The 22,412-nt window shown below is 71.0% G+C and carries 19 protein-coding genes; 13 read left to right on the top strand and 6 right to left on the bottom strand.

The window, feature by feature from the left end:
- The first annotated feature begins 15 nt into the window (after positions 1-15).
- The 10 genes from ACFC1I_RS06480 to ACFC1I_RS06525 all read left to right on the top strand — a co-directional run bounded on the left by ACFC1I_RS06480 (position 16) and on the right by ACFC1I_RS06525 (position 10,804).
- Positions 16-1,317, top strand: a complete 1,302-nt coding sequence (locus ACFC1I_RS06480; protein WP_376007174.1) for a SufS family cysteine desulfurase — start codon at positions 16-18, stop codon at positions 1,315-1,317.
- Complete coding sequence (gene sufU / locus ACFC1I_RS06485; RefSeq protein WP_376007175.1) at positions 1,314-1,766, top strand: Fe-S cluster assembly sulfur transfer protein SufU; 453 nt, start codon at positions 1,314-1,316, stop codon at positions 1,764-1,766. Before ACFC1I_RS06480 ends, sufU begins: the two co-directional genes overlap by 4 nt.
- 44 nt (positions 1,767-1,810) lie before the next feature.
- Positions 1,811-2,068: a type II toxin-antitoxin system Phd/YefM family antitoxin gene (locus tag ACFC1I_RS06490; RefSeq protein WP_376007177.1), complete on the top strand. Its 258-nt coding sequence runs from the start codon at positions 1,811-1,813 to the stop codon at positions 2,066-2,068.
- Positions 2,053-2,460 (top strand): type II toxin-antitoxin system VapC family toxin, encoded by a 408-nt coding sequence (locus tag ACFC1I_RS06495; RefSeq protein WP_376007179.1) that lies wholly within the window; start codon positions 2,053-2,055, stop codon positions 2,458-2,460. Before ACFC1I_RS06490 ends, ACFC1I_RS06495 begins: the two co-directional genes overlap by 16 nt.
- A gap of 258 nt (positions 2,461-2,718) precedes the next feature.
- The gene (locus ACFC1I_RS06500; protein WP_376008011.1) at positions 2,719-2,805 is read left to right on the top strand and encodes a potassium-transporting ATPase subunit F; all 87 of its coding nucleotides are present in this window, start codon (positions 2,719-2,721) and stop codon (positions 2,803-2,805) included.
- Positions 2,805-4,487, top strand: coding sequence for a potassium-transporting ATPase subunit KdpA (kdpA, locus tag ACFC1I_RS06505; RefSeq protein WP_376007181.1), 1,683 nt, complete (start codon positions 2,805-2,807; stop codon positions 4,485-4,487). Before ACFC1I_RS06500 ends, kdpA begins: the two co-directional genes overlap by 1 nt.
- Positions 4,488-4,489: 2 nt before the next feature.
- Complete coding sequence (kdpB, locus tag ACFC1I_RS06510; protein WP_376007184.1) at positions 4,490-6,661, top strand: potassium-transporting ATPase subunit KdpB; 2,172 nt, start codon at positions 4,490-4,492, stop codon at positions 6,659-6,661.
- Positions 6,662-6,681: 20 nt separating this feature from the next.
- A complete protein-coding gene (gene kdpC / locus ACFC1I_RS06515) occupies positions 6,682-7,290 on the top strand; it encodes a K(+)-transporting ATPase subunit C (protein ID WP_376007186.1) in 609 nt (202 codons plus the stop codon).
- A 308-nt stretch (positions 7,291-7,598) separates the two neighbouring features.
- Entirely contained in the window at positions 7,599-10,124 is a 2,526-nt protein-coding gene (locus tag ACFC1I_RS06520) for a DUF4118 domain-containing protein (protein ID WP_376007188.1), read from the top strand.
- Positions 10,121-10,804, top strand: coding sequence for a response regulator (locus ACFC1I_RS06525; protein ID WP_376007190.1), 684 nt, complete (start codon positions 10,121-10,123; stop codon positions 10,802-10,804). Before ACFC1I_RS06520 ends, ACFC1I_RS06525 begins: the two co-directional genes overlap by 4 nt.
- Positions 10,805-10,818: 14 nt before the next feature.
- On the opposite strand, the gene ACFC1I_RS06530 is transcribed toward ACFC1I_RS06525, so the two are convergent.
- A complete protein-coding gene (locus ACFC1I_RS06530; protein WP_376007192.1) occupies positions 10,819-11,721 on the bottom strand; it encodes a TerC family protein in 903 nt (300 codons plus the stop codon).
- 144 nt (positions 11,722-11,865) lie between these two features.
- On the opposite strand from ACFC1I_RS06530, the gene ACFC1I_RS06535 reads away from it, so the two are divergent.
- The gene (locus ACFC1I_RS06535; protein WP_376007194.1) at positions 11,866-12,540 is read left to right on the top strand and encodes a GAP family protein; all 675 of its coding nucleotides are present in this window, start codon (positions 11,866-11,868) and stop codon (positions 12,538-12,540) included.
- 60 nt (positions 12,541-12,600) lie between these two features.
- Here ACFC1I_RS06535 and ACFC1I_RS06540 read toward each other — a convergent pair whose 3' ends face one another.
- The 5 genes from ACFC1I_RS06540 to ACFC1I_RS06560 form a co-directional block, all read right to left on the bottom strand.
- Positions 12,601-13,479 carry an alpha/beta fold hydrolase gene (locus ACFC1I_RS06540; protein WP_376007196.1) on the bottom strand — a complete coding sequence of 293 codons (879 nt, stop codon included), beginning with the start codon at positions 13,477-13,479 and terminating at the stop codon, positions 12,601-12,603.
- Positions 13,480-13,506: 27 nt separating this feature from the next.
- Complete coding sequence (locus ACFC1I_RS06545) at positions 13,507-14,487, bottom strand: SRPBCC domain-containing protein (protein ID WP_376007198.1); 981 nt, start codon at positions 14,485-14,487, stop codon at positions 13,507-13,509.
- A 2-nt stretch (positions 14,488-14,489) separates the two neighbouring features.
- Entirely contained in the window at positions 14,490-14,900 is a 411-nt protein-coding gene (locus ACFC1I_RS06550) for an ArsR/SmtB family transcription factor (RefSeq protein ID WP_376007200.1), read from the bottom strand.
- 242 nt (positions 14,901-15,142) lie between these two features.
- Positions 15,143-17,413: a glycoside hydrolase family 3 C-terminal domain-containing protein gene (locus tag ACFC1I_RS06555; RefSeq protein ID WP_376007202.1), complete on the bottom strand. Its 2,271-nt coding sequence runs from the start codon at positions 17,411-17,413 to the stop codon at positions 15,143-15,145.
- Between the two features lies 1 nt (position 17,414).
- Entirely contained in the window at positions 17,415-18,731 is a 1,317-nt protein-coding gene (locus ACFC1I_RS06560; protein ID WP_376007204.1) for an MFS transporter, read from the bottom strand.
- Positions 18,732-18,876: 145 nt separating this feature from the next.
- On the opposite strand from ACFC1I_RS06560, the gene ACFC1I_RS06565 reads away from it, so the two are divergent.
- The gene (locus ACFC1I_RS06565) at positions 18,877-19,857 is read left to right on the top strand and encodes a LacI family DNA-binding transcriptional regulator (RefSeq protein WP_376007206.1); all 981 of its coding nucleotides are present in this window, start codon (positions 18,877-18,879) and stop codon (positions 19,855-19,857) included.
- A gap of 120 nt (positions 19,858-19,977) precedes the next feature.
- Positions 19,978-22,311 (top strand): phosphoribosylformylglycinamidine synthase subunit PurL, encoded by a 2,334-nt coding sequence (purL, locus tag ACFC1I_RS06570; RefSeq protein WP_376007208.1) that lies wholly within the window; start codon positions 19,978-19,980, stop codon positions 22,309-22,311.
- Positions 22,312-22,412 lie beyond the last annotated feature (101 nt).

Below are 22,412 nucleotides of genomic sequence, written 5' to 3' on the forward strand. Positions count from 1 at the left end.
GCGTAGCCTGGATAGGTGAGTTCTCCCGCAACCGCACCCGCTTCGGCCGTGCCCCTCGACGCCGCCGCGCTGCGCGCCGACTTCCCGCTGCTCGGCGAGCGCGTGAACGGCGAGCGCCTGGTGTACCTCGACTCGGGCGCGACCAGCCAGAAGCCGCAGGCCGTCATCGACGCCGAGGTCGACTTCCTCACGCGTGCCAACTCCGCCGTGCATCGCGGCGCGCACACCCTCGCGGCCGAGGCGACCGAGCTCTTCGAGGACGCCCGCACGGCCGTCGCCGGCTTCGTCGGCGCACGCCCCGAGCAGCTGGTGTGGACGAGCGGCGCCACCGCCGGCCTCAACCTCGTCGCCTACGCGATCGGCAACGCGTCGGCCGGCCGCGGCGCTCCGGCGAGCGCGCGCTTCGCGCTCGTGCCCGGCGACGAGATCGTCATCACCGAGACCGAGCACCACGCCAACCTCATCCCCTGGCAGGAGCTGGCCGCCCGCACCGGCGCGGTGCTGCGTCACATCCCGGTCGGTGACGACGGGAACCTGGACATGGATGCTGCGGCCGCCCTCATCGGCGAGCGCACGCGTGTCGTGGCCTTCACTCATGTCTCGAACGTGCTGGGCATCGTGAACCCGGTCGCCGAGCTCGTCGCGCTCGCGCAGGCGGTCGGCGCTGTGACCGTGCTCGATGCGTGCCAGTCCGCGCCGCACCTGCCGCTCGATTTCCCCGCGCTGGGCGTCGACCTCGCGGTGTTCTCGGGCCACAAGATGCTCGGACCCTACGGCGTCGGAGGCCTCTACGGCCGCGCCGACGTGCTCGAGGCGCTGCCCCCGTTCCTCACCGGCGGCTCGATGATCACCACGGTCACCCTCGACGAGGCGTCGTACCTGCCGCCGCCGCAGCGCTTCGAGGCCGGCACGCAGCCGGTGTCGCAGGCGATCGGGCTCGCGGCCGCGGTGCGCTACCTCGACGGCGTCGGCATGGGGGCGGTGCACGCGCACGAGAAGGCGCTCGAAGCTCGCATGGGCGAGGGGCTGCGCGCAATCCCCGGCGTGCGGCTGCTCGGCGATGCGCCCGACGCCGAGCGCGTGGGGCTCTGGTCGTTCGACGTCGACGGCGTGCACGCACACGACGTCGGCCAGTTCCTCGACGCCCGCGGCGTGGCCGTGCGCGTCGGGCACCATTGTGCGCAACCGCTGCACCGCCGCTTCGGGCTGACCGCCTCGGTGCGCGCCTCGACGCAGCTCTACAACACCGCCGACGACGTCGACGTGTTCCTCGACGCGCTGTCGGGCGTGCGCGCGTTCTTCGGAGCGGACGCATGAGCGGCCTCGAATCGCTCTACCAGGAGCTCATCCTCGACCACTCCAAGCGCCCGCACGGCAAGGGCCTCGGCGCCGAGGGGGGCCGGGTCGCGTCGTCGTACCAGCGCAACCCGATCTGCGGCGACGAGATCACGCTCCGCGTGCGCCTGTCCGACGACGGCACCACCGTCGACGAGGTGACGTGGGACGGCGCCGGCTGCTCCATCTCGCAGGCCTCGGCATCGATGCTCGCCGCGCTGATCGAAGAGGAGGGACGGATGCCTCGGGCCGAGGCAGCCGCTCTCGTCGAAGGCTTCCGCGAAGCGCTGCGCTCGCGTGGCGAGATCGCGCTCGACGAAGAGGTCTTCGGCGACGCCGCAGCGCTCTCGGGCGTCTCGAAGTTCACCGCGCGGGTGAAGTGCGCGATGCTCGCGTGGGTCGCCTTCGAGGACGCCACCGCCCGCGCCTGATCACCCACCTGTCGGAATCTGATAATCAGATCTAGACTCGAGGTATGAGCACGATGTCGGCGACCGAGGCGTCCCGCAACTTCTCGGCGCTCCTGGATGCGGTGGAGCGGGGCGAGGCGATCACCATCACGCGCGGAAACCGCCCGATCGCCGAGATCGGCCCCGCCCGCCGCCGCACCGGCCGTGATCTCCGCCTCGCATTGGAGGGCCTCCCGCCGCTCGACGACGCGTTCGAGGCCGATCTTGCGGCCGCGCGGGACACCGTTGTCGATGACTGGCGAGACCCGTGGCACGAAGACTGATCCTCGACACGAACGTTCTCATCGCGCTCGAGCGCGGCCTCGTCGACCAGAGCAGCTTCGACGAGGACGAACTCGCCATCGCCGCCGTGTCCGTCGCCGAGTTCCGCGTCGGGATCGAGCTGGCTGCGACCGTCGCACAGGCCGCCGCGCGGGCGCGGCTCGTCGACGCGATCGTCGGCGCCGTCGACGTGCTCGACTACACAGCCACGACAGCGGCGGAGCATGCCCGTCTCCTGGCGCACACCCGCCGCGCGGGCCGCAGTCGTGGCGCATACGACCTCATCATCGCTGCGCACGCGGCCGAGACCGGGCGCACGATCGTCAGCCGCGATGCCGCGGCGCGCTTCGGAGACCTCCCGGGGGTCGTCGTCGAGGAGCCAGGGGCCGCCTGACGTCCGGGACCACTCCCACACGAAGCCGGATCTGTCGTGGCCGGACCCGGCGCATACGTCAGGGTCCCGTGAGCGTAGGTGCGAGCGGCGTTCGGATTCCGTGAGGACGGCGGTCGCAGCATCCATCCCGGAGTTGCATCGAATCCGCACCTGAACGGACCTACCGGGAGACCCTGTGCTCGATGTCATCTACCTCGCCGTGACGATCGCGCTGTTCGCGCTCGTCGGACTCGTCGCCAGGGCGGTGGAGAAGCTGTGATGGTCTTCTCACTCGTCGGCGCGATCCTCGGCCTCGCCGCGATCGTCTACCTCGTCGTCGCCCTCGTGAAGCCGGAGAGGTTCTGATGGACGCCTTCACCCCGTGGGCCGGCGTGCTGCAGATCGCGACGGTCGTGCTGATCCTCGCGCTCCTGTACCGGCCCCTCGGCGACTGGATCGCCCGCACGTACACCGCCGAGAAGGACTGGCGCGTCGAGCGCGGCATGTACCGGCTCGTCGGAGTCGACCCGAGGTCAGAGCAGACGTGGCAGGCGTACCTGCGCGGTGTGTTGGTGTTCTCGGCCGTCGGCGTGGTCTTCGTGTACGCGCTGCAGCGGTTCCAGGCCGTGCTGCCGTACTCGCTGGGCCTTCCCGCCGTTCCCGAGGGACTCGCCTTCAACACCGCGGTGTCGTTCGTGACCAACACGAACTGGCAGTCGTACTCCCCCGAGCTGACGATGGGCTACACCGTGCAGCTCGCGGGACTCGCCGTGCAGAACTTCGTGTCGGCAGCAGTCGGCATCGCCGTCGCTGTCGCCCTCGTGCGCGGCTTCGCGCGGCGCGGGTCGGCGACGATCGGCAACTTCTGGGTCGATCTCACGCGTGGGCTCACGCGGCTGCTGCTGCCGCTGGCGGTCGTGTCGGCGATCGCGCTCGTCATCGCCGGCGTGGTGCAGAACGTCAACGGGTTCGTCGACGTCGGCACGGTGGCGGGCGGCACGCAGTCGATCCCCGGCGGGCCGGTCGCCTCGCAGGAGGCGATCAAGCTCCTCGGCACGAACGGCGGCGGCTTCTTCAACGCGAACTCCGCGCACCCGTTCGAGAACCCGACCCCGTGGTCGAATGTGCTCGAGATCCTGCTGATCCTCGCGATCCCGGTCGCGCTGCCGCGGGCCTTCGGCCGCATGGTGCACGACGACCGTCAGGGCTACGCGATCCTCGCCGTGATGAGCACGATCGCCGTCGCGTCGATCGCCGCCGTGACGTGGCTCGAATCGCTCGGGCTCGGCACCGCGCCCCAGCTCGCCGGCGCCGCGATGGAGGGCAAGGAGGCGCGCTTCGGCATCTGGGGCTCGACGCTCTTCGCCGGCGCGACGACGCTCACGAGCACCGGCGCGGTGAACTCGATGCACGACTCGTACACGGCGCTCGGCGGCATGATCCCGATGATCAACATGATGCTCGGCGAGGTCGCCCCCGGCGGCGTCGGGTCGGGCCTCTACGGCATGCTTGTGCTCGCCGTCATCGCGGTGTTCGTCGGCGGGCTCCTCGTCGGACGCACGCCCGAGTACCTCGGCAAGAAGATCGGGCCGACCCAGATCAAGCTGGCGAGCCTGTACATCCTCGTGACGCCCGCACTCGTGCTCGCGGGCACGGCGCTGAGCTTCGGCAACCCGGCGATCCGGTCCGACATGGAGTCGACCTCGATCTGGAACCCCGGCGTCCACGGCCTCGGCGAGGTGCTCTACGCGTTCACCTCGGCCGCGAACAACAACGGATCGGCGTTCGCGGGGCTCACCGCGAACACCCCGTGGCTCAACACGGCGCTCGGCGTGGCGATGCTGCTCGGGCGGTTCCTGCCGATCGTGCTGGTGCTCGCCCTGGCCGGCTCGCTCGCCGCCCAGAAGCCGGTGCCCTCGACGGCCGGCACCCTCCCCACCCATCGCCCGCAGTTCGTCGGCCTCCTCGCCGTCGTCGCGGTCGTCATCACCGCACTCACCTACTTCCCCGTTCTCACGCTGGGTCCCCTGGCGGAAGGGCTCGTCTGACCATGTCCACGTCCACCCTGATCCCGGAGTCCGGCCCCGTCGCGGGCGCCGTCCCCCCGAAGCCTCCGAAGCCGTCGTCGCGCGCGTTCAGCGCCGCTCAGCTGTGGGCGGCCGTCCCCGGAGCGCTGCGCAAGCTCAACCCCGCGGCGCTGTGGCGCAACCCCGTCATGTTCCTGGTCTGGGTCGGCGCCGCCCTCACCACGGCGATCGCGATCGCCGAGCCGTTCCTCGGCGGGCACGAGCAGTCGGGCGGCACCGCCGTGCCCTTCGGCTTCACCTGGGGCATCGCCGTCTGGCTGTGGCTCACCGTGCTCTTCGCGAACCTCGCCGAGTCGGTGGCCGAGGGCCGCGGCAAGGCCCAGGCCGCGTCGCTGCGCAAGACCCGCACGTCGACCATGGCGCGTCGCGTCATCGCCTACGACGGAGCGATGGATGCTGCGGCCACCCGCGCCGAGACGGTCGAAGTCGCCTCGTCCGACCTGAAGCTCGGTGACGTGGTCATCGTGTCGGCCGGCGAGCTGATCCCGGGCGACGGCGACATCGTCGCGGGCATCGCGACCGTCGACGAATCGGCGATCACGGGCGAGTCCGCCCCGGTGGTGCGCGAGTCAGGCGGCGATCGCTCGGCCGTCACCGGCGGCACCCGCGTGCTGTCGGACCGCATCGTCGTGCGCATCACGTCGAAGCCGGGCGAGACGTTCGTCGACCGCATGATCGCCCTCGTCGAGGGCGTCGCGCGGCAGAAGACGCCCAACGAGATCGCGCTCAACATCCTGCTCGCGAGCCTGTCGATCGTCTTCGTGATCGTGGTGCTGACCCTCAACCCGATCGCCTCGTACGCGGCGTCGCCGGTGTCGATCCCGGTGCTGGTCGCGCTGCTCGTGTGCCTCATCCCGACGACCATCGGCGCCCTGCTCTCGGCGATCGGCATCGCCGGCATGGACCGCCTCGTGCAGCGCAACGTGCTGGCGATGTCGGGGCGCGCCGTCGAGGCCGCGGGCGACGTCACGACGCTGCTCCTCGACAAGACGGGCACGATCACGTACGGCAACCGCCGCGCCTCGGACTTCGTCGCGATGCCGGGCATCGGCGAGGACGAGCTGGCCCGGGCGGCGGCCCTGGCGTCGCTCGCCGACCCCACGCCCGAGGGCGTCTCCGTGGTCGAGCTGGCGGCGGTGCGCAGCATCCACGTCTCCGAACCGACCGGATCGACGGTCGTCCCCTTCACGGCGCAGACGCGCATGAGCGGCGTCGACCTCGCGGACGGCACGCAGGTGCGCAAGGGCGCCGGCTCTGCCGTGATCGCGTGGCTCGCAGCATCCGGATCCGAAGTCTCGGCGTCGTCGCGCGCACACCTCACCAGCGAGACCGACGCCATCGCGCAGTCGGGCGGCACGCCGCTCGTCGTCGCCGAGCTCGATCCCTCCGGCACGGGGCGGGTGCTCGGGGTGATCCACCTCAAGGACATCGTCAAGGACGGCCTGCGCGAACGGTTCGACGAGCTGCGGTCGATGGGCATCCGCACGGTCATGATCACGGGCGACAACCCGCTGACGGCCGCGGCGATCGCGAAGGAGGCGGGCGTCGACGACTATCTCGCCGAGGCGATGCCCGAAGACAAGCTCGCACTGATCCGCAAGGAGCAGGAGGGCGGCAACCTCGTCGCGATGACCGGCGACGGCACCAACGACGCCCCCGCGCTCGCGCAGGCCGATGTCGGCGTCGCGATGAACACGGGTACGTCGGCCGCGAAGGAGGCCGGCAACATGGTCGACCTCGATTCGGACCCGACGAAGCTCATCGACATCGTGCGCATCGGCAAACAGCTGCTGATCACGCGCGGCGCGCTCACCACGTTCTCACTGGCCAACGACATCGCGAAGTACTTCGCGATCATCCCCGCGATGTTCATGGGGGTGTTCCCCGGCCTCGCGGCGCTCAACGTCATGCAGTTGTCGTCGCCCGCGTCGGCGGTGACGAGCGCGATCATCTTCAACGCCGTGATCATCGTCGTGCTCATCCCGCTCGCGCTGCGGGGCGTGAAGTACCGACCGGCGAGCGCGTCGCAGATCCTCAGCCGCAACCTGCTCGTGTACGGGCTCGGCGGCGTGATCGCCCCGTTCATCGGCATCAAGCTCATCGACCTCGTCGTGAGCCTCATCCCGGGCTTCTGACCCGCCCTCTGGAGACGCACATGTCCACTCGCTCCACCGTCCGCACGACCGGCGTCGCCGTCCGCGCGATGCTCGTCTTCACCCTCGTGCTCGGCGTCGGCTACACCCTGCTCGTCACCGGCATCGGCCAGCTCGCCCTGCCGTGGCAGGCCAACGGCTCGCTCGTGCAGAACTCCGCGGGCACGACCGTCGGGTCGGCTCTCATCGGGCAGTCCTTCACGGATGCCTCGGGCGCGGCCCTTCCGCAGTACTTCCAGTCGCGTCCGTCCGCCGCGGGAGACGGGTACGACGGCGGGGCGTCGAGCGGCTCCAACCTCGGCCCCGAGAACCCCGACCTCGTCTCGGCGATCGAGGAGCGCAAGGCGGCGGTCGCGGAGCTCGAGGGCGTCGACCCGTCGCAGGTGCCCGCCGACGCGGTGACCGCCTCGGGCTCGGGGCTGGATCCCCACATCAGTCCCGCGTACGCGCTGCTGCAGGTGCCTCGGGTCGCGGCCGCGCGGGGCCTGTCGGAGTCCGAGGTGCGATCGGTCGTCGAGGCGCACACCGAGCACCGCGACCTCGGGTTCCTCGGCGAGCCGCGGGTGAACGTCGTCGAGCTCAACCTCGCCCTGGACGGCCTGGGTGGTTGAGCGTGCCTCGGGCCGCAGCATCCAGCTCTCTCCTGCTCACCTGTCGCAAACCGCCGGGTGCGACGGCACCTCGTGACAGGCGAACAGAGAGGGTCGAGATTGCCGCGGGCGGTAGCGCCCACTGCGCCCACGGGTTTGGGGCGCACGGCGTGCGTGCGGGGCGCACGAGACGCGCCCCGAACGTGCGAAACGCGCCCCAAACCCGATGTGCGGTGCGGGCGCACCAGCGGCGGGGTCTCCGAGGCCGGCCGTTCGGATTCCGTGAGGACGGCGGTCGCGGCATCCGTCGCGGGTCATAGGGTGAGCACGTGAAGCGCGGAAGGCTGCGGGTGCTGCTCGGTGCGGCACCCGGCGTCGGCAAGACGTACGAGATGCTCGAAGAGGGCCGCCGCCTCGCCGAGGACGGGCGCGACGTCGTGATCGCGGTCGTCGAGACGCACGGGCGTGCGGCCACGGCGGCGCTCATGGACGGGCTGCCCGTCGTGCCCCGCGCGGTCGTGTCGCACCGGGGCGTCGAGCTCAGCGACATGGACCTCGCGGGGGTCCTCGAGCGCAGCCCCGAGATCGCCCTCGTCGACGAGCTCGCCCACACGAATGCGCCGGGCCTCACGCACCCGAAGCGCTGGCAGGACGTCGCCGACCTGCTCGACGCGGGCATCGACGTCATCACGACGGTGAACGTGCAGCACATCGAGTCGCTCGGCGGTGTCGTCGAGCAGATCACCGGTGTCGCGCAGCGCGAGACGGTCCCGGATGCCGTGGTGCGCGCCGCCGACCAGGTCGAGGTCGTCGACCTCTCACCCCAGTCGCTGCGCGACCGGCTGTCGGCCGGGCTCGTCTACCCCGCCGAGCGGATCGACGCGGCGCTGTCGAACTACTTCCGGCTCGGCAACCTCACGGCACTGCGGGAGCTCGCGCTGCTGTGGCTGGCCGACGAGGTCGACAGCGCCCTCAAGTCCTACCGCGCCGAGCACGGCATCGAGGGCGCGTGGCAGGCGCGCGAGCGCGTGGTCATCGCGCTCACCGGCGGCTCGGAGGGCGAGACGCTGCTGCGCCGCGGCGCCCGCATCGCCGCGCGGTCGGCGGGCGGCGAGCTGCTCGCGGTGCACGTGTCGAGCCAGGACGGCCTCCGTTCGGGCGACCCGGGCGCCCTCGCCGCGCAGCGGGCCCTCGTCGAGTCCCTCGGCGGCACGTACCACCAGGTCGTCGGCGACGACATCCCGCGTGCGCTCGTCGAGTTCGCGCGCTCGGTGAACGCGACGCAGCTCGTGATCGGCGTCAGCCGACGCGGGCGTCTCGCGACGCTGTTCACCGGGCCCGGCATCGGGGCGACGGTGATCCGCGAGTCCGGCGACATCGACGTGCACATCGTCACGCACGACGCTGCGGGCGACCGGTTCCCGCTGCCGCGCATGACGGGCGGCGCCCTCAGCGTGCGACGCCGTCTGCTCGGGTTCGCGCTCGCGCTCATCGGCGGGCCGCTGCTGACGTGGCTGCTGGTGTCGCTGCGCAGCGAGGACACCATCACGAGCGACGTGCTCGCCTACCAGCTGCTCGTCGTGCTCGTCTCGCTCGTCGGCGGCATCTGGCCCGCGGTCTTCGCAGCGGTGATGTCGGGGCTCACCCTGAACTACTTCTTCGTCGCGCCGTACTACACGGTGTCGGTCGCCGATCCGCGCAACGTCTGGGCGCTCCTCCTCTACGTCGTGATCGCGGTGCTGGTGAGCTTCATCGTCGACCGGGCGGCGCGAGCCGCGCGCTCGGCCCGGCGCGCCGAGGCCGAGGCCGAGCTGCTCGCGAACGTCGCGGGGAGCGTCCTGCGCGGTGAGTCCGCCGTGCCCGCGCTCATCAGCCGCACGCGCGAGTCGCTCGGGCTCGCCGGAGTGCGCCTGGTCGACGCCGACGGCACCGTGGTCGCGACCGACGGCGAGCCCGTGCGCGACGGGCGGTACGAGGCGGTAACGGTCGCGCGACGCAACGGCGGGCCGCCCGCGATGCTCGAGCTCCACGGCCATGTGCTCGACGCCTCCGAGCGCCGGCTCATCGACGCCGTCGCCGCGCAGCTCTCGGCCGCCCTCGAGCACACCGACCTCACCGCCACGGCGCGGCAGGCCGGGGCGCTGGCCGAGACCGACCAGGTGCGCAGCGCGCTGCTGTCGGCCGTGAGCCACGACCTGCGCCGCCCGCTCGCCGCCGCGGTCGCCGCCGTCGGTGGGCTCCGCGCCGCGGGGCCGAACCTCTCGCCCGAGGACCGCGCCGAGCTGCTCGCCACGGCCGACGAATCCCTCTCGACGCTGGCCGCGCTCGTCACCGATCTGCTCGACGTCAGCCGCGTGCAGGCGGGCGTGCTCGCGGTGTCGCTGCAGGCCGTCGACAGCGCCGGCATCGTGCTGGCAGCGCTCGACGAGCTCGGCGCGGGACCCGACCGCTTCGAGCTCGCGCTCGACCCCGACCTGCCTCACGTCGAGGCCGACCCGGTGCTGCTGCAGCGCGTGCTGGTGAACGTGCTGGCGAACGCCGCGCGTCACGCCCCGGCGGGCTCGCACGTGCGCGTCGCCACGAGCCGGCTCGGGGGCACCGCCGAGATCCGCGTCGTCGACCACGGCACGGGCGTCGCCCCGGACCGCCGCGACGACATGTTCGTGCCGTTCCAGCGGCTCGGAGACACCGACAACACGGCGGGCCTCGGCCTCGGCCTCGCCCTGTCGAAGGGGTTCACCGAGGGCATGGGCGGTACGCTCGCCCCCGAGGACACCCCCGGCGGAGGCCTCACGATGGTCATCGCGCTGCCGGTCGCCGACGCGATCCCCGTCAGCGGGAGGGAGAGCGAGTGAAGGTCCTGATCGCCGACGACGATCCGCAGCTCGTGCGCGCGCTGCGCATCACGCTCGCCGCGCACGGCTACGAGGTCATCGCCGCGCCCGACGGCGCCTCGGCCATCGCCCTCGCCGCGAAGGAGCACCCCGACATCGTGATGGTGGACCTCGGGATGCCGCGACTCGACGGCGTGCAGGTCATCGAGGCGCTGCGGGGCTGGACCAGCGCCCCGATCATCGTGGTCTCGGGCCGCACCGGCTCCGCCGACAAGGTCGAGTCGCTGGACGCCGGAGCGGACGACTACGTCACCAAGCCGTTCCAGATCGACGAGCTGCTCGCACGGCTCAGGGCGCTGTCGCGACGCGTGTCCGCAGCATCCGGAGTCCCCGTCGTCACGTTCGGCGACGTCGTCGTCGACCTCTCGACGAAGACCGTGACCCGCGCGGGCGATCGGGTGCACCTGACGCCGACGGAGTGGAAGATCCTCGAGTTCCTCGCCCGCAACCCGGGGTCTCTCGTCACGCGGCAGGCGCTGCTCAAAGACATCTGGGGTACCGAGCAGGTCGCCGACACCGGCTACCTGCGGCTGTACATGTCGCAGCTGCGCAAGAAGCTCGAGTCCGATCCCGGCAACCCCGCGCACCTCTTGACCGAGTCCGGCATGGGCTACCGCCTCCTCGCCGACGCCGCCGCCTGACGGCACCCGAGGGGTCAGCCGAGGCCCTGGCGCTCCTCGGCTGCGGACGGTGCGGCGTCGCCGGCCACCGGCTTCGACGACAGGCCCACCGAGCCCGAGGCCGGGTCCTTCGAGAGCGCGGCGGCGACGGCCACCGACTCGTCGACGTCCGGGTACTGCGGGCGCAGCTGCACGGGCGTGCGGCGGCGCTGCTCGCGCTTCGCCTTCGACGCCGCCGCCCAGAGGTTGAGGGCCTCGACGAAGATCGCGAACGCCATCGGGCCGTAGATGAACGCCTTGTCGATGTGGAACCCGAAGCCCTCGGCGATGAGGAAGACGCCGATCAGCAGCAGGAACGAGAGGGCCAGCATCTTCACCGTGGGGTGCTTGTTGACGAACGCGAAGATGAAGCGCGACGCGAAGAGCATGATGCCGAACGACAGCACCACGACCGTGATGATGATGACGAGGTTCGTGGTCATGCCGACCGCGGTGATCACCGAGTCGAGCGAGAACACGAGGTCGAGCACCAGGATCTGGGCGATCACCGAGCCGAAGGTGACGGCCTTGCGTCCGCCGGTGCCGTGCTCCTCCTCGGAGCCCTCGAGCTTGTGGTGGATCTCGGTCACCGCCTTGTAGACGAGGAACAGTCCACCGGCGATGAGGATGATGTCCTTCCACGAGAAGCCCATCTCGCCGATGAAGAACACGTCCTCCTTGAGCGTGATGATCCAGCCCGCGAACAGCACGAGCACGACGCGCATGAGCATCGCGAGCGTGAGGCCGAGGTTGCGGGCCTTGGCCTGCTGCTCCTTGGGGAGCTTGGACGCGAGGATCGAGATGAAGATGACGTTGTCGACGCCGAGCACGACCTCGAGCACGAACAGCGTCAGGAACACCGCGATCAGATCGGGCGTGAAGGCGAAGGAGAAGTCCACGCCGCCATCGTATGAGTGACGGGTGAACGCTCCGCGCAGGCCGGGTGACCGGCATGGCGGAATACCGAACTCCGCCCGCGCGGTGCGGCAGGATGAGGACGCGCCCTCGTCTCGCCGCGAGGGAGACGGGAGTCGACGCCGGACATGGACGCGGTGCTCTGGTACACCATCCCGATCGCCGTCGCGATCGCGCTGAGCGTGTTCCCGATCGTCTCGGTGCTCGTGCTGCTGCTCGCCCCCGACCCGATGCGGCGCAGCGTGATGTTCACCGGCGGGTGGTTCGGCGGCCTGCTGGTCCTCGTCGCCGCGTTCACGATCGGCGCCGCGCTCGTTCCCGACGTGGCGCGCGGCCCGTTCCCGCCGTGGGCGCATGTCGCCGAGATCCTGATCGGCGTCGTCCTCATCGTCATGACGCTCGTCATCGGCCGGCGCGCGCGCACGTCCGACACGGCGAAGAGCCTCGACCTGTCGGGCCTCACGACCGGCCTGACCGGACCGCGTGCGTTCGCGTTCGGGCTCATGATGAACGTCCGGCCGAAGAACATCGTCCTCACGGTGGCGGGCGGCCTCGCGATCGGCGCGGCCGCGCTCGACCTCGTCGCGACCTCGACGATCGTCGTCATCTTCACCGTCGTGGCCGCGTCCACCGTGGTGGGGCTCGTCGTCGTGTACACCTTCGGCAAGACCCGCGTGCGCCCGGGCCTCGACCGCCTGCGCGTCTTCCTCGTCGACCACGCGTCGACCGTGCTGCAGGTCTTCGGCGTCCTCGTCGGCGCGCTGCTGATCGTGATCGGCACGGTGCGCCTGATCAGCTCATGAGAAGAGGAGACGGATGCCTCGCAGCATCCGTCTCCTCTTCTCAATCAGTCCGTGCGGCGATCAGCCGAGGACCTCCCGGAGCCGCGCCGCGAAGCCCGCGGGGTCGCCCGGATAGCCGGGCTGATCCGCGAAGCCGCCGTGGTGGCTCGGGAAGTCCGTGACCGTCCCGCCGATCGCGGCGGCGACGCCCCGCGCTCCGCGCGCGGGCAGCGTGTCGCCGGACTCCACGCCCGCCGCGATCACGAGCCGGTCGCCGCGCGCCCGCAGCCGGTCGGCGTCGATGCGGTACTCGATGATCGCCGGCATGTTCCGCAGCAGCGGGTTGGTGCGGGTGCCGTCGTCCTCCGACGACATGCCGAACATCGCGGGGTCGGCCGCGGGCTGCTCGAGATAGCCGTCGGGCACCGGGCCGTCGAGCATGACGAACGGGATGAAGGCCGCCATGGCGGCGCCGTCGCCCTGCTCGGCATACGTGCGCTTCATGTGGGCGACCACCTCGAGCACCGCGTCGCGATCGGGCAGCACCTCGGCGAGCGGCGACTCGTGCACCACGGCGATGCGCACATCGTCGGGGTGGGTGGTGACCAGCGCGAGCAGGTTCACCGCCCCGCCGCTGCTGCCGAAGGCGTCGACGGGACCGCAGTCCAGCGCCGCGATCACGCGATGCAGGTCGTCGGCGTGCTGCTCGACCGTGATGTCGGCGGTGCCCACCGGGTTGCGCCCGGCGCCGCGCGGGTCGTACGTCACGACCGGGCGGTCCGTGAACTGTGCGGCCAGCTGCGCCAGTCCACCGGCGTCCATCGGCGCGGCGAACAGGAACAGCGCCGGCCGGTCGGCGGTGGCCGTCGTCAGGTCTCCGTGGATGTCGTACGTGATCGCGTCGTCGCCCGCACCCACGACGTGGGTGGTGACGGTCCGCTCGGCGGTGTTCTCGGTCATCTCGTGTCGCTCCTCGCCGTCCGCCGGTCAGACTTCCGCGAGGACGCCCTCGAGGCGGCCGTAGCTGGCCTCCATGCCGTCGGTCATGCCGGTGGCGAGGACGAGGTCGCGCGTCTCCTTGTCGGGGTACTCGATGACGAGCGTGATGAGGGTGGCGCCGTCCTCCTCGTAGAGGCTCATGTCATTGAGCGTCGACGGGAAGTCGGTCCCGGTCATGTGCTCGGTCGTGACCGCGCGGCGCGGCGCCTCGGAGAGGACGGTCTCGCCGTCGAAGCCGAAGGTCTCGCCCTCCGTGCCCTCGAGCGGCTCCCACTCGTACTGGTACTTCCCGCCCACGGATCCGTCGACCTCGCAGACCGACATGCGCCAGCCGTCGGGGCCGAGCAGCCACCGCTGGATGAGCTCGGGCTCCTGGTGGGCGCGCCACACGAGGTCGATCGGGCCCTCGATGAGCCGCGTGATGCGCACGTGGGTGTCGTCGAGGATCTCGGTCTGCGTGCCCTTGCCCGCCGAGTAGGCGCGCAGTCCTTCGAGCACGCGGTCGAGCTGGTTGATCGCCATGGTCGAGCCCTCGACGGCGCCGAAGTCGACGACCTGCTGCAGCGCCTCGGCCGAGGCGAAGTGCGACACGTTGACCATGCGCGACCCGGTCGCGGTGGGCTCGAAGGTGAAGACGACCCGCATGACCGGCATGCCGTCGAGCGGGGCACCGTCTTCGTTGGCGAAGTTGTCGAGCACGGTGAAGCTGCGGGGGCCGTCGATCTCGAGGAACTCCCACGCGCCGTAGGACCTCTCGCCCTGCGGGCTGGTCATGAAGTACACGGCCTTGCCGCCGACCGTGAGATCGAACGTCGGGAAGCTCGCCGGCCAGCCGGGAGGGCCCCAGAACCGCTCGAGCTGCTGCGGGTCGGTGAAGGCCTCCCACAGCCGCTCGACGGGAGCGGCGAAGTCGGCCGTGAGCGTCATGGTGAGCGCAACGGGATCGGTGGTGACGTCGGTGACGGGCATCGTCATTCTCCTTCGTTACTGCGGTGGTCGTTCTTCGGTTCTTCGGTGGTGGGTGCGGGGGCGGACCCGGCGGATCCGGCGGGTTCGGCGAGCAGCGCATCGAGGCGGTCGATGCGTGCGCGCCACAGCTCTTCGTAGCGGGCGAGCAGCGCCCGGGCGCGGGCGATCATCTCGGGGTCCGCCCGGACGAGGCGTTCGCGCCCCTCGGCGCGCTTGACGATGAGGCCCGCGGCCTCGAGCACGGTGACGTGCTTCTGCACGGCCGCGAACGACATGTCGTACTCGCTCGCGAGCGCCGATACGGAGTACTCGCCGGTGAGCGTCCGACGCAGGATGTCGCGCCGGGTCGCCGCCGCCAGTGCATGGAACACACGGTCGATCTCGTCATCGCTGAGCTCAATTCCTACAACCATTTGGTTGTACGTTAGCCCGGGCCGAGGCATCCGTCAACCCCTCTTTCAGCACCGCTTCGCCGAAACAGGGGATGCCCGCCGAGACCGAGGGCGACGTCCCCGGTTTCGGCGGAAACGCCGTGCCTCGACGCCAGCAGCGGGCACCCGGGACCTTCGCCGTCGAGGTGATGAACCCATGAGACGACGGATGCCGCGACCCGGCGGGGTCGCGGCATCCGTCGTCGTGATGTGTCGGCGTGAGATCAGTGCGCTGCCTCGAGGCTCTGCACCTGCGCGAGCAGGCCCTCGACGGCGGCCGCGGTGTCGACGCCGTCGCCGCCGAAGCCGAGCATGGTCGACAGCGGCATGGACTCGATCATGCGGAGGATCTCGGGCGACGTCGTCATCACTTCGGCCGCACCGCCCATCTGGGCGAACACCGCGCTGAGGACACCGGCACCGACCGGGTGGGCCATCCACTCGGCGACGGTGGAGGTGGCATCCAGCGGCACCGCGATGACCGGCACGTCGAGATCGATGATCGCCTCGGCGCGCACGTCGCGCGAGTGCGAGCCGACCTCGACCGCGAACGCGCCCGGCTCGACCGTCCACCCGAGCGGACCCCAGAACGCGAAGGCGCGCTCGTCGAGCTCGAGCCGCACGCGGGTGCTCTCACCCGGCGCGAGGCGCACCTTGCGGAACGCCCGCAGCTCGTGGTGCGGGCGGTCGACGCTCGCCTCGAGGTCGCGCACGTACGCCTGCACCACCTCGGCCCCGGCGCGGTCGCCGGTGTTGGTCACGGTGACCTCGACCACGGCGTGCGCGACTGTCGCGTCGGGCACCTCGACGACGAGGTCGTCGTACGAGAACGTGGTGTAGCCGAGACCGAAGCCGAACGGGAAGCCGACCTCGCGCTTGGTCGTGTCGTACCAGCGGTAGCCGACGTACATCCGCTCGCCGTACAGCACGGTGCCGTGGGCGCCGGGCCAGTTGGTGAACGCGGGGGTGTCGGTGAGCGCGAGCGGGATCGTCTCGGCGAGACGGCCCGAGGGCTCGACTGCGCCGAAGAGGATGTCGGCCGCGGCACTGCCGCCGGCCTGACCCGGAAGCCACATCTCGAGCACCGCCGCGGCGGACGCGGCGACCTCCGACAGCTCCACGACGGCGCCGTTGCTCAGCACGACGACCACGCGGGGGTTCGCCGCGACGAGGCGCGCGAGGAGCTCGCGCTGGACGGCGGGGAGCGCGAGGTGCGTGCGGTCGAAGCCTTCGGACTCTTCGTCGTCGGGCAGACCGAGGAACGCCACGACGACCTCGGCACCGGCCGCTGCGGCGATGGCGGCGTCGGCGAGCGCCGCATCGCCCTCGGCGTCGGCGTCGAGGGTGAAGCCGGGCTCGAACACGACCTCGCGGGACGTCGCGGCCGTGATCGCCTCGAGCGCGTTGTCGAGACGCGTCGGGTTGATGTGCGAGCTGCCCGCACCCTGGTAGCGCGGCGACCGGGCGAACTCGCCGATCACGGCGATGGCACCGGAGGCGGCGGCGTCGAGCGGGAGGATGCCGTCGCGGTTGGTCAGCAGCACCGAGCTCTCGGCGGCGATCCGTCGGGCCAGCGCGTGGTGCTCGTCGGGCGTGCCCTGCGCCGCGTCGCCCCGCGCCGCGCGGAGCCGGTCGTGCACCGTGAGCACCCGCGAGACGGCGAGGTCGAGGTCGGCCTCGGCGAGCGTGCCGTCACCGACGGCGGCGACGATCTGGGCGGGGCTGCGGTCACCGGTCGACGGCATCTCGAGGTCGAGGCCGGCGGTGACAGCGGCGGCCGGGTCGTGCACGGCGCCCCAGTCCGAGACGACGTAGCCCTCGAAGCCCCAGTCGCCGCGCAGCACGTCGGTCAGCAGCCAGCGGTTCTCGCTCGCGTACACACCGTTGATGCGGTTGTACGAGCACATCACGGTGGCGGGCTGCGCCTCGGTGACGGTGCGCTCGAACGCGGGGAAGTAGATCTCGCGGAGGGTGCGCTCGTCGACCTCGGCGCTCACGCGCATGCGGTCGGTCTCCTGGTTGTTCGCGGCGTAGTGCTTGAGCGACGCGCCGACACCGCGGGACTGGATGCCGCGCACCCAGGCGGCGCCGAGAGCACCCGACAGCAGCGGGTCCTCGGAGAAGTACTCGAAGTTGCGGCCGCACAGCGGGGAGCGCTTGATGTTGACGCCCGGGCCGAGCAGCACGTCAACGTCGAGCGCGCGCGACTCGTCGCCGAGCGCCACACCCATCTCGTGCAGCAGCTCCGGGTCCCAGCTCGAGCCCGTGGCCGCGGCCGTCGGGAAGCTCGTCGCGGGGTGCGACTCGTTGATGCCGACGTGGTCGGCGGCCGCGCCCTGCAGGCGCACGCCGTGCGGACCGTCCGTGAGGACCGCGCCCTCGACACCGGCGTGCTCGACGGAGCGGGTCTTCCAGAACGACTCGCCCGAGACGAGCCCCGCCTTCTCTTCGAGGCTGAGCGAGGCGACAGCGGGGTGGAGATTCGACGTGGTCATGTCAACGCACCTTCTTGATCGGGATGACGGTGAGCGCGCCGAGGATCGCGACGACGGCGGCACCGATGAACAGGGCTGTGTAGTTGCCGCCGCCGCCGATGGCGAGCAGGAGCGGCGCGATGGCGGGCGCGAGGGACTGCGGCAGGGCGTTGGCGATGTTGAAGATGCCCATGTCCTTGGCGGCCGCGGTCTCCTTGTTGGGGAGCACCTCGGTCACGAGGGCCAGGTCGACTGCGAAGTACACGCCGGTCGCGATGCCCGAGATGGCCGCGCCGATGATGTATACCCAGAGGTCGAACGAGAACGCGGTGACCAGGCTGCCGGTGGCGACCAGCGCCGACGCGACGAAGACGAAGACCTTGCGGCGCTTCAGGCGGTCCGACAGTGCGCCCGAGATCGAGGCGCTCACCGAGAGGAGGACCGTCGTCAGCAGGAGCACGCCGAGCTGGAGAGTGGCGACGGTGGCCATGTCGACGCCCAGGCGGTCGTTGAGGAAGTAGACCTGGTAGGTCGCACCCGCGGCGAACGAGAGCGTGATGAGGAAGCGGCCGAGCCACGCCCACGCGAAGTCGGGGTTGCGGCGCGGGTTGAAGGCGAAGGCCTGGAACACCGTGGCGAAGCGCATCGGCTGACGAAGGTTCGGCGAGAGCACGCGGTCGCGCGTGGTGAAGACGTAGACGAGGATCAGCAGCAGGCCGAGCGACGCCGGGGCGACGAACATGCCGGCGGTTCCGCCGCCCATGCCGAGCGCGATGTTGGCGACGAGCAGGCCGAAGAAGGGCGCCACCTGCTGCGCGATGCCGGTGAACGCCGACACCTTGCCGCGCTGCACCTCGGGCACGCGGTCGGGCAGGAACGCGGCGAGGCCGGCGAGCACGGCGTTCATCGACAGCTGCACGAAGGCCCAGGCGATGCCGACGACCAGGACCGACGGGGCGAACGCCAGCACCATGAGGGAGACGAAGCCGACGATCACGCCGGCGAAGATCCAGGGACGGCGCATGCCCCAGCGGGACGTCGTGCGGTCGCTGAACGCACCGATGATGGGGTTCGACAGCAGGGCGATGAGCGCACCCACACCGGCGATCACGCCGAGCGCGCTCTCGCGCTGGTCACCGGCCACCTCCGAGACCTTGATCGCGAGGGTCGTGGCGACCGGGACGATGAGGATGAGGTAGGCGCCGAGGTACGCCCCCAGGAAGGCCCAGATCGATCCCGCACGCAGCTTCGGCTGCCCGGACGACGGCTGGTCGGTCGCGACGCGGCCGTCTTGCGAGAGCAGCTCGACGGGTTCGAGTGATTCGGCTGGCAGGGACATTGCCGCTCCTTCGGGGCTGGCCGACGAGCGGCCACGGGTGATCGGGGTCAGCGCGCTTAAGCGCTTAGGTGACACGGTAACACGCGCGGCACACACCCGGGAGCGGGGTCGGAGAACGCCTCCGGGGGTGTGCGACGATCAGACGGTGCCCGCCCCCAAGAAGAGACCCACCGCCGCTGATGTCGCGCGGCTGAGCGGTGTCTCGACGGCGACGGTCAGTTACGTGCTGAACCGCACCGCCGGGCAAACGATCCCCGAGGCCACCCGTGATCGCGTGCTGGCGGCCGCCCGCGAACTCGGCTACGTGCCGAGCGCGGTCGCGCAGGCCCTCGCTCGCGGCACGTCCCGCGCCGTCATCCTCGACTTCAGCGATCTGCCGTACGGCGAGCGCGCCGCGGACGTGCTGCGGGTGTTCGCGACGGCCCTCCGCGAGAGCGGCTACATCCCGGTCGTGAACTTCCTGGCGGACGGCGACGAGGAGCACGGCTTCGTGCGCCGCATGGCCGCGGTGCTCGCGCCGGCCGCGGTCATCACGGTCACCCCGCTGGCGGACCCCACCCGCGCGCTCATCGAATCGCCCGAGTGCCGCGTGATCAGTCTGCTGTCCACCCGCGAGGCCCTGCTCGAGTCGGTCGCGGCGGCGGCCGCGATGCAGGTGCGGTATCTCGCGGAACGCGGTCACACCGTGATCGGGTACCGGGGCAGCGCCGTGCCCGAGCTCGCCGAGTTCAGCGAGGCGCGTCGCAGGCGCGCGCACGACGAAGCCGAACGCCTCGGGCTCGAACTGCACGACCTCGGCGCCGGCACGGACCACTCCGACGTGCTCGAGCGACTCGCCCGCACCGCGCGCCCGGTGACGGCGATCGCCGCGTACAACGACGAGGTCGCCGCCGCTCTTCTCGGTGCGCTGCACGACGGCGGCCACCGCGTGCCGGATGACATCGCGGTGATGGGCGTCGACGACCTCCCGCTGGCCGAGCATCTGCTGCCGAGCCTCACGACCATCAGGTTCGGGCCCGACGACGACGTGGCCGCCGCCGACGTCGTCGGCATGGTCGAGGGGCGGGATCTCGACGTACCGCGGGGCGTCCTTCCCGGCGTGCTGGTCCCCCGCGCGTCGGCCTGACCCCCGTGTTCGACGACGGAGATGGCGACGGATGCCTCGGCCGGCAGCATCCGTCACCCCATCCGTTGCGCAACTAGACTGTTCAGGTCCGGCATCCCCGAATTCCTGGAGCTGAGCCGCGTGACCACCCCCTCCTCGACCTCTGTCGCCGATACCGTCTCGAACGCCGAGGCCACGCCCGAGAAGGAGCAGCCGTACGCGGCGCTCGGCCTCAAGCCCGACGAGTACGACAAGATCCGCGAGATCCTCGGCCGTCGCCCCACGTCGGGCGAGCTGGCGATGTACTCCGTCATGTGGTCGGAGCACTGCTCCTACAAGTCGTCGAAGATCTACCTCCGCAAGTTCGGCGAGAAGGTCTCGGACGAGATGAAGGAACGGCTCATGGTCGGCATGGGCCAGAACGCCGGCGTCGTCGACATCGGCGAGGGGTGGGCCGTCACCTTCAAGGTCGAGTCGCACAACCACCCCAGCTACATCGAGCCGTTCCAGGGCGCCGCGACCGGCGTCGGCGGCATCGTCCGCGACATCATCTCGATGGGCGCGCGCCCGGTGGCCGTCATGGACCAGCTGCGCTTCGGCGCCATCGACAACCCCGACACCGCGCGCGTGGTCCACGGCGTGGTGAGCGGCATCTCGTTCTACGGCAACTGCCTGGGCCTTCCGAACATCGGCGGCGAGACCGTGTTCGACGCGGTCTACCAGGGCAACCCGCTCGTCAACGCCCTCGCGGTCGGCGTCCTCCGCCACGAGGACCTCAAGCTCGCGAACGCCACCGGCGCCGGCAACAAGGTCGTGCTGTTCGGCGCCCGCACCGGCGGCGACGGCATCGGCGGGGCCTCCATCCTCGCGTCCGACACCTTCGCCGACGGCGGCCCGACCAAGCGCCCCGCGGTGCAGGTCGGCGACCCCTTCGCCGAGAAGGTGCTCATCGAGTGCTGCCTCGAGCTGTACCGCGACGAGCTCGTCGAGGCCATCCAGGACCTCGGCGCCGCCGGCATCTCGTGCGCGACGTCGGAGCTCGCCGCCAACGGCGGCTCGGGCATGCGCGTCGACCTCGAGAACGTGCTGCTGCGCGACCCCACGCTCACGCCGGAGGAGATCCTCATGAGCGAGAGCCAGGAGCGCATGATGGCGATCGTCGCGCCCGAGAAGCTCGACGCGTTCCTCGCTGTCGTGAACAAGTGGGACGTCGAGACGAGCGTGCTCGGCGAGGTGACCGGCGACGGACGCCTGCAGATCTTCTGGCACGGCGAGGAGATCGTGAACGTCGACCCGTCGACGGTCGCGGTCGACGGCCCCGTCTACGAGCGCCCGGTGGCCTACCCCACGTGGATCGACGCGCTGCGTGAGGACTCGGCATCCGCTCTCCCGCGTCCGACCGACGCCGAGACGCTGCGCGCGCAGTTCACCAAGCTCGTCGCGAGCCCGAACCTCGCCGACACGTCGTGGATCACGAACCAGTACGACTACTACGTCATGGGCAACACGGCACTGTCGTTCCCCGATGACGCGGGCATGATCCGCGTCGACGAGCACTCGGGTCTCGGCTTCGCGATCGCCACCGACTGCAACGGCCGCTACTGCCAGCTCGACCCGTACCAGGGCGCGAAGCTGGCCCTGGCCGAGGCGTACCGCAACGTCGCCGTCACCGGCGCCGAGCCGACCGCCGTCACCGACTGCCTCAACTTCGGCTCGCCCGAGAACCCCGAGGTCATGTGGCAGTTCTCGCAGACCGTCGACGGTCTGTCGGACGCCTGCCTCGAGCTCGGCGTCCCCGTCACCGGCGGCAACGTCTCGTTCTACAACCAGACCGGCGACCAGCCGATCTTCCCGACGCCCGTCGTCGGCGTGCTGGGAATCATCGACGACGTCGCGCGCCGCATCCCGTCGGGCTGGCAGGACGCCGGCGAGAACATCTACCTGCTCGGCGTGACCTCGACCGAGCTGTCGGGCTCGCAGTGGGCCGGCACGATCCACGACCACCTCGGCGGACGCCCGCCGGCGGTCGACCTCGCGCAGGAGAAGAAGCTCGCCGAGCTCATCCACGCGGGCGGCCAGCAGTCGCTCATCTCGTCGGCGCACGACCTCTCGTCCGGCGGCCTGGCTCAGGCCCTCGCCGAGGCGACGATGCGCTTCGGCGTCGGCGCGCGCGTGTGGCTGAACGAGATCATGGAGCGGGACGGAGTGGATGCTGCCACCGCCCTGTTCTCGGAGTCCACGGGCCGCGTCATCGTCTCGGTGCCGCGCGAGGACGACGTGAAGTTCCGCGGTCTCTGCGAGGGCCGGGGCTACCCGGTGCTGCGCATCGGCGTGACCGACGCGGCTGCGGACGGCGACGAGCCGGCGCTCGAGGTGCAGGGTCTGTTCACGGTCCCGCTCGCCGAGCTCCGCGACCTGTCGACCTCGACGCTGCCGGACGCCTTCGGCCCGATCATCACCGAGCACACCGCCTGACCCGCGTCACCCCCTTTGGTTTGGGGCGCATTCTCTCCGTTGGGGCGCGATTTCTCCGCCCCAACGGAAGAATCGCGCCCCGAACCCGTCAGTAGACTGGA

It is taken from the genome of Microbacterium sp. NPDC056044 (assembly GCF_042267145.1).
Classification (GTDB): Bacteria; Actinomycetota; Actinomycetes; order Actinomycetales; family Microbacteriaceae; genus Microbacterium.

What these genes read in the sequence shown, in the direction of transcription:
- ACFC1I_RS06540 (WP_376007196.1), bottom strand. Translation starts at nt 13,479, where the DNA reads ATGACCGAGAACACCGCCGAGCGGACCGTCACCACCCACGTCGTGGGT.
- ACFC1I_RS06545 (WP_376007198.1), bottom strand. Translation starts at nt 14,487, where the DNA reads ATGCCCGTCACCGACGTCACCACCGATCCCGTTGCGCTCACCATGACG.
- sufU (WP_376007175.1), top strand. Translation starts at nt 1,314, where the DNA reads ATGAGCGGCCTCGAATCGCTCTACCAGGAGCTCATCCTCGACCACTCC.
- ACFC1I_RS06535 (WP_376007194.1), top strand. Translation starts at nt 11,866, where the DNA reads ATGGACGCGGTGCTCTGGTACACCATCCCGATCGCCGTCGCGATCGCG.
- kdpA (WP_376007181.1), top strand. Translation starts at nt 2,805, where the DNA reads ATGGACGCCTTCACCCCGTGGGCCGGCGTGCTGCAGATCGCGACGGTC.
- ACFC1I_RS06490 (WP_376007177.1), top strand. Translation starts at nt 1,811, where the DNA reads ATGAGCACGATGTCGGCGACCGAGGCGTCCCGCAACTTCTCGGCGCTC.
- ACFC1I_RS06550 (WP_376007200.1), bottom strand. Translation starts at nt 14,900, where the DNA reads ATGGTTGTAGGAATTGAGCTCAGCGATGACGAGATCGACCGTGTGTTC.
- ACFC1I_RS06500 (WP_376008011.1), top strand. Translation starts at nt 2,719, where the DNA reads ATGGTCTTCTCACTCGTCGGCGCGATCCTCGGCCTCGCCGCGATCGTC.
- ACFC1I_RS06560 (WP_376007204.1), bottom strand. Translation starts at nt 18,731, where the DNA reads ATGTCCCTGCCAGCCGAATCACTCGAACCCGTCGAGCTGCTCTCGCAA.
- ACFC1I_RS06555 (WP_376007202.1), bottom strand. Translation starts at nt 17,413, where the DNA reads ATGACCACGTCGAATCTCCACCCCGCTGTCGCCTCGCTCAGCCTCGAA.
- kdpC (WP_376007186.1), top strand. Translation starts at nt 6,682, where the DNA reads ATGTCCACTCGCTCCACCGTCCGCACGACCGGCGTCGCCGTCCGCGCG.
- kdpB (WP_376007184.1), top strand. Translation starts at nt 4,490, where the DNA reads ATGTCCACGTCCACCCTGATCCCGGAGTCCGGCCCCGTCGCGGGCGCC.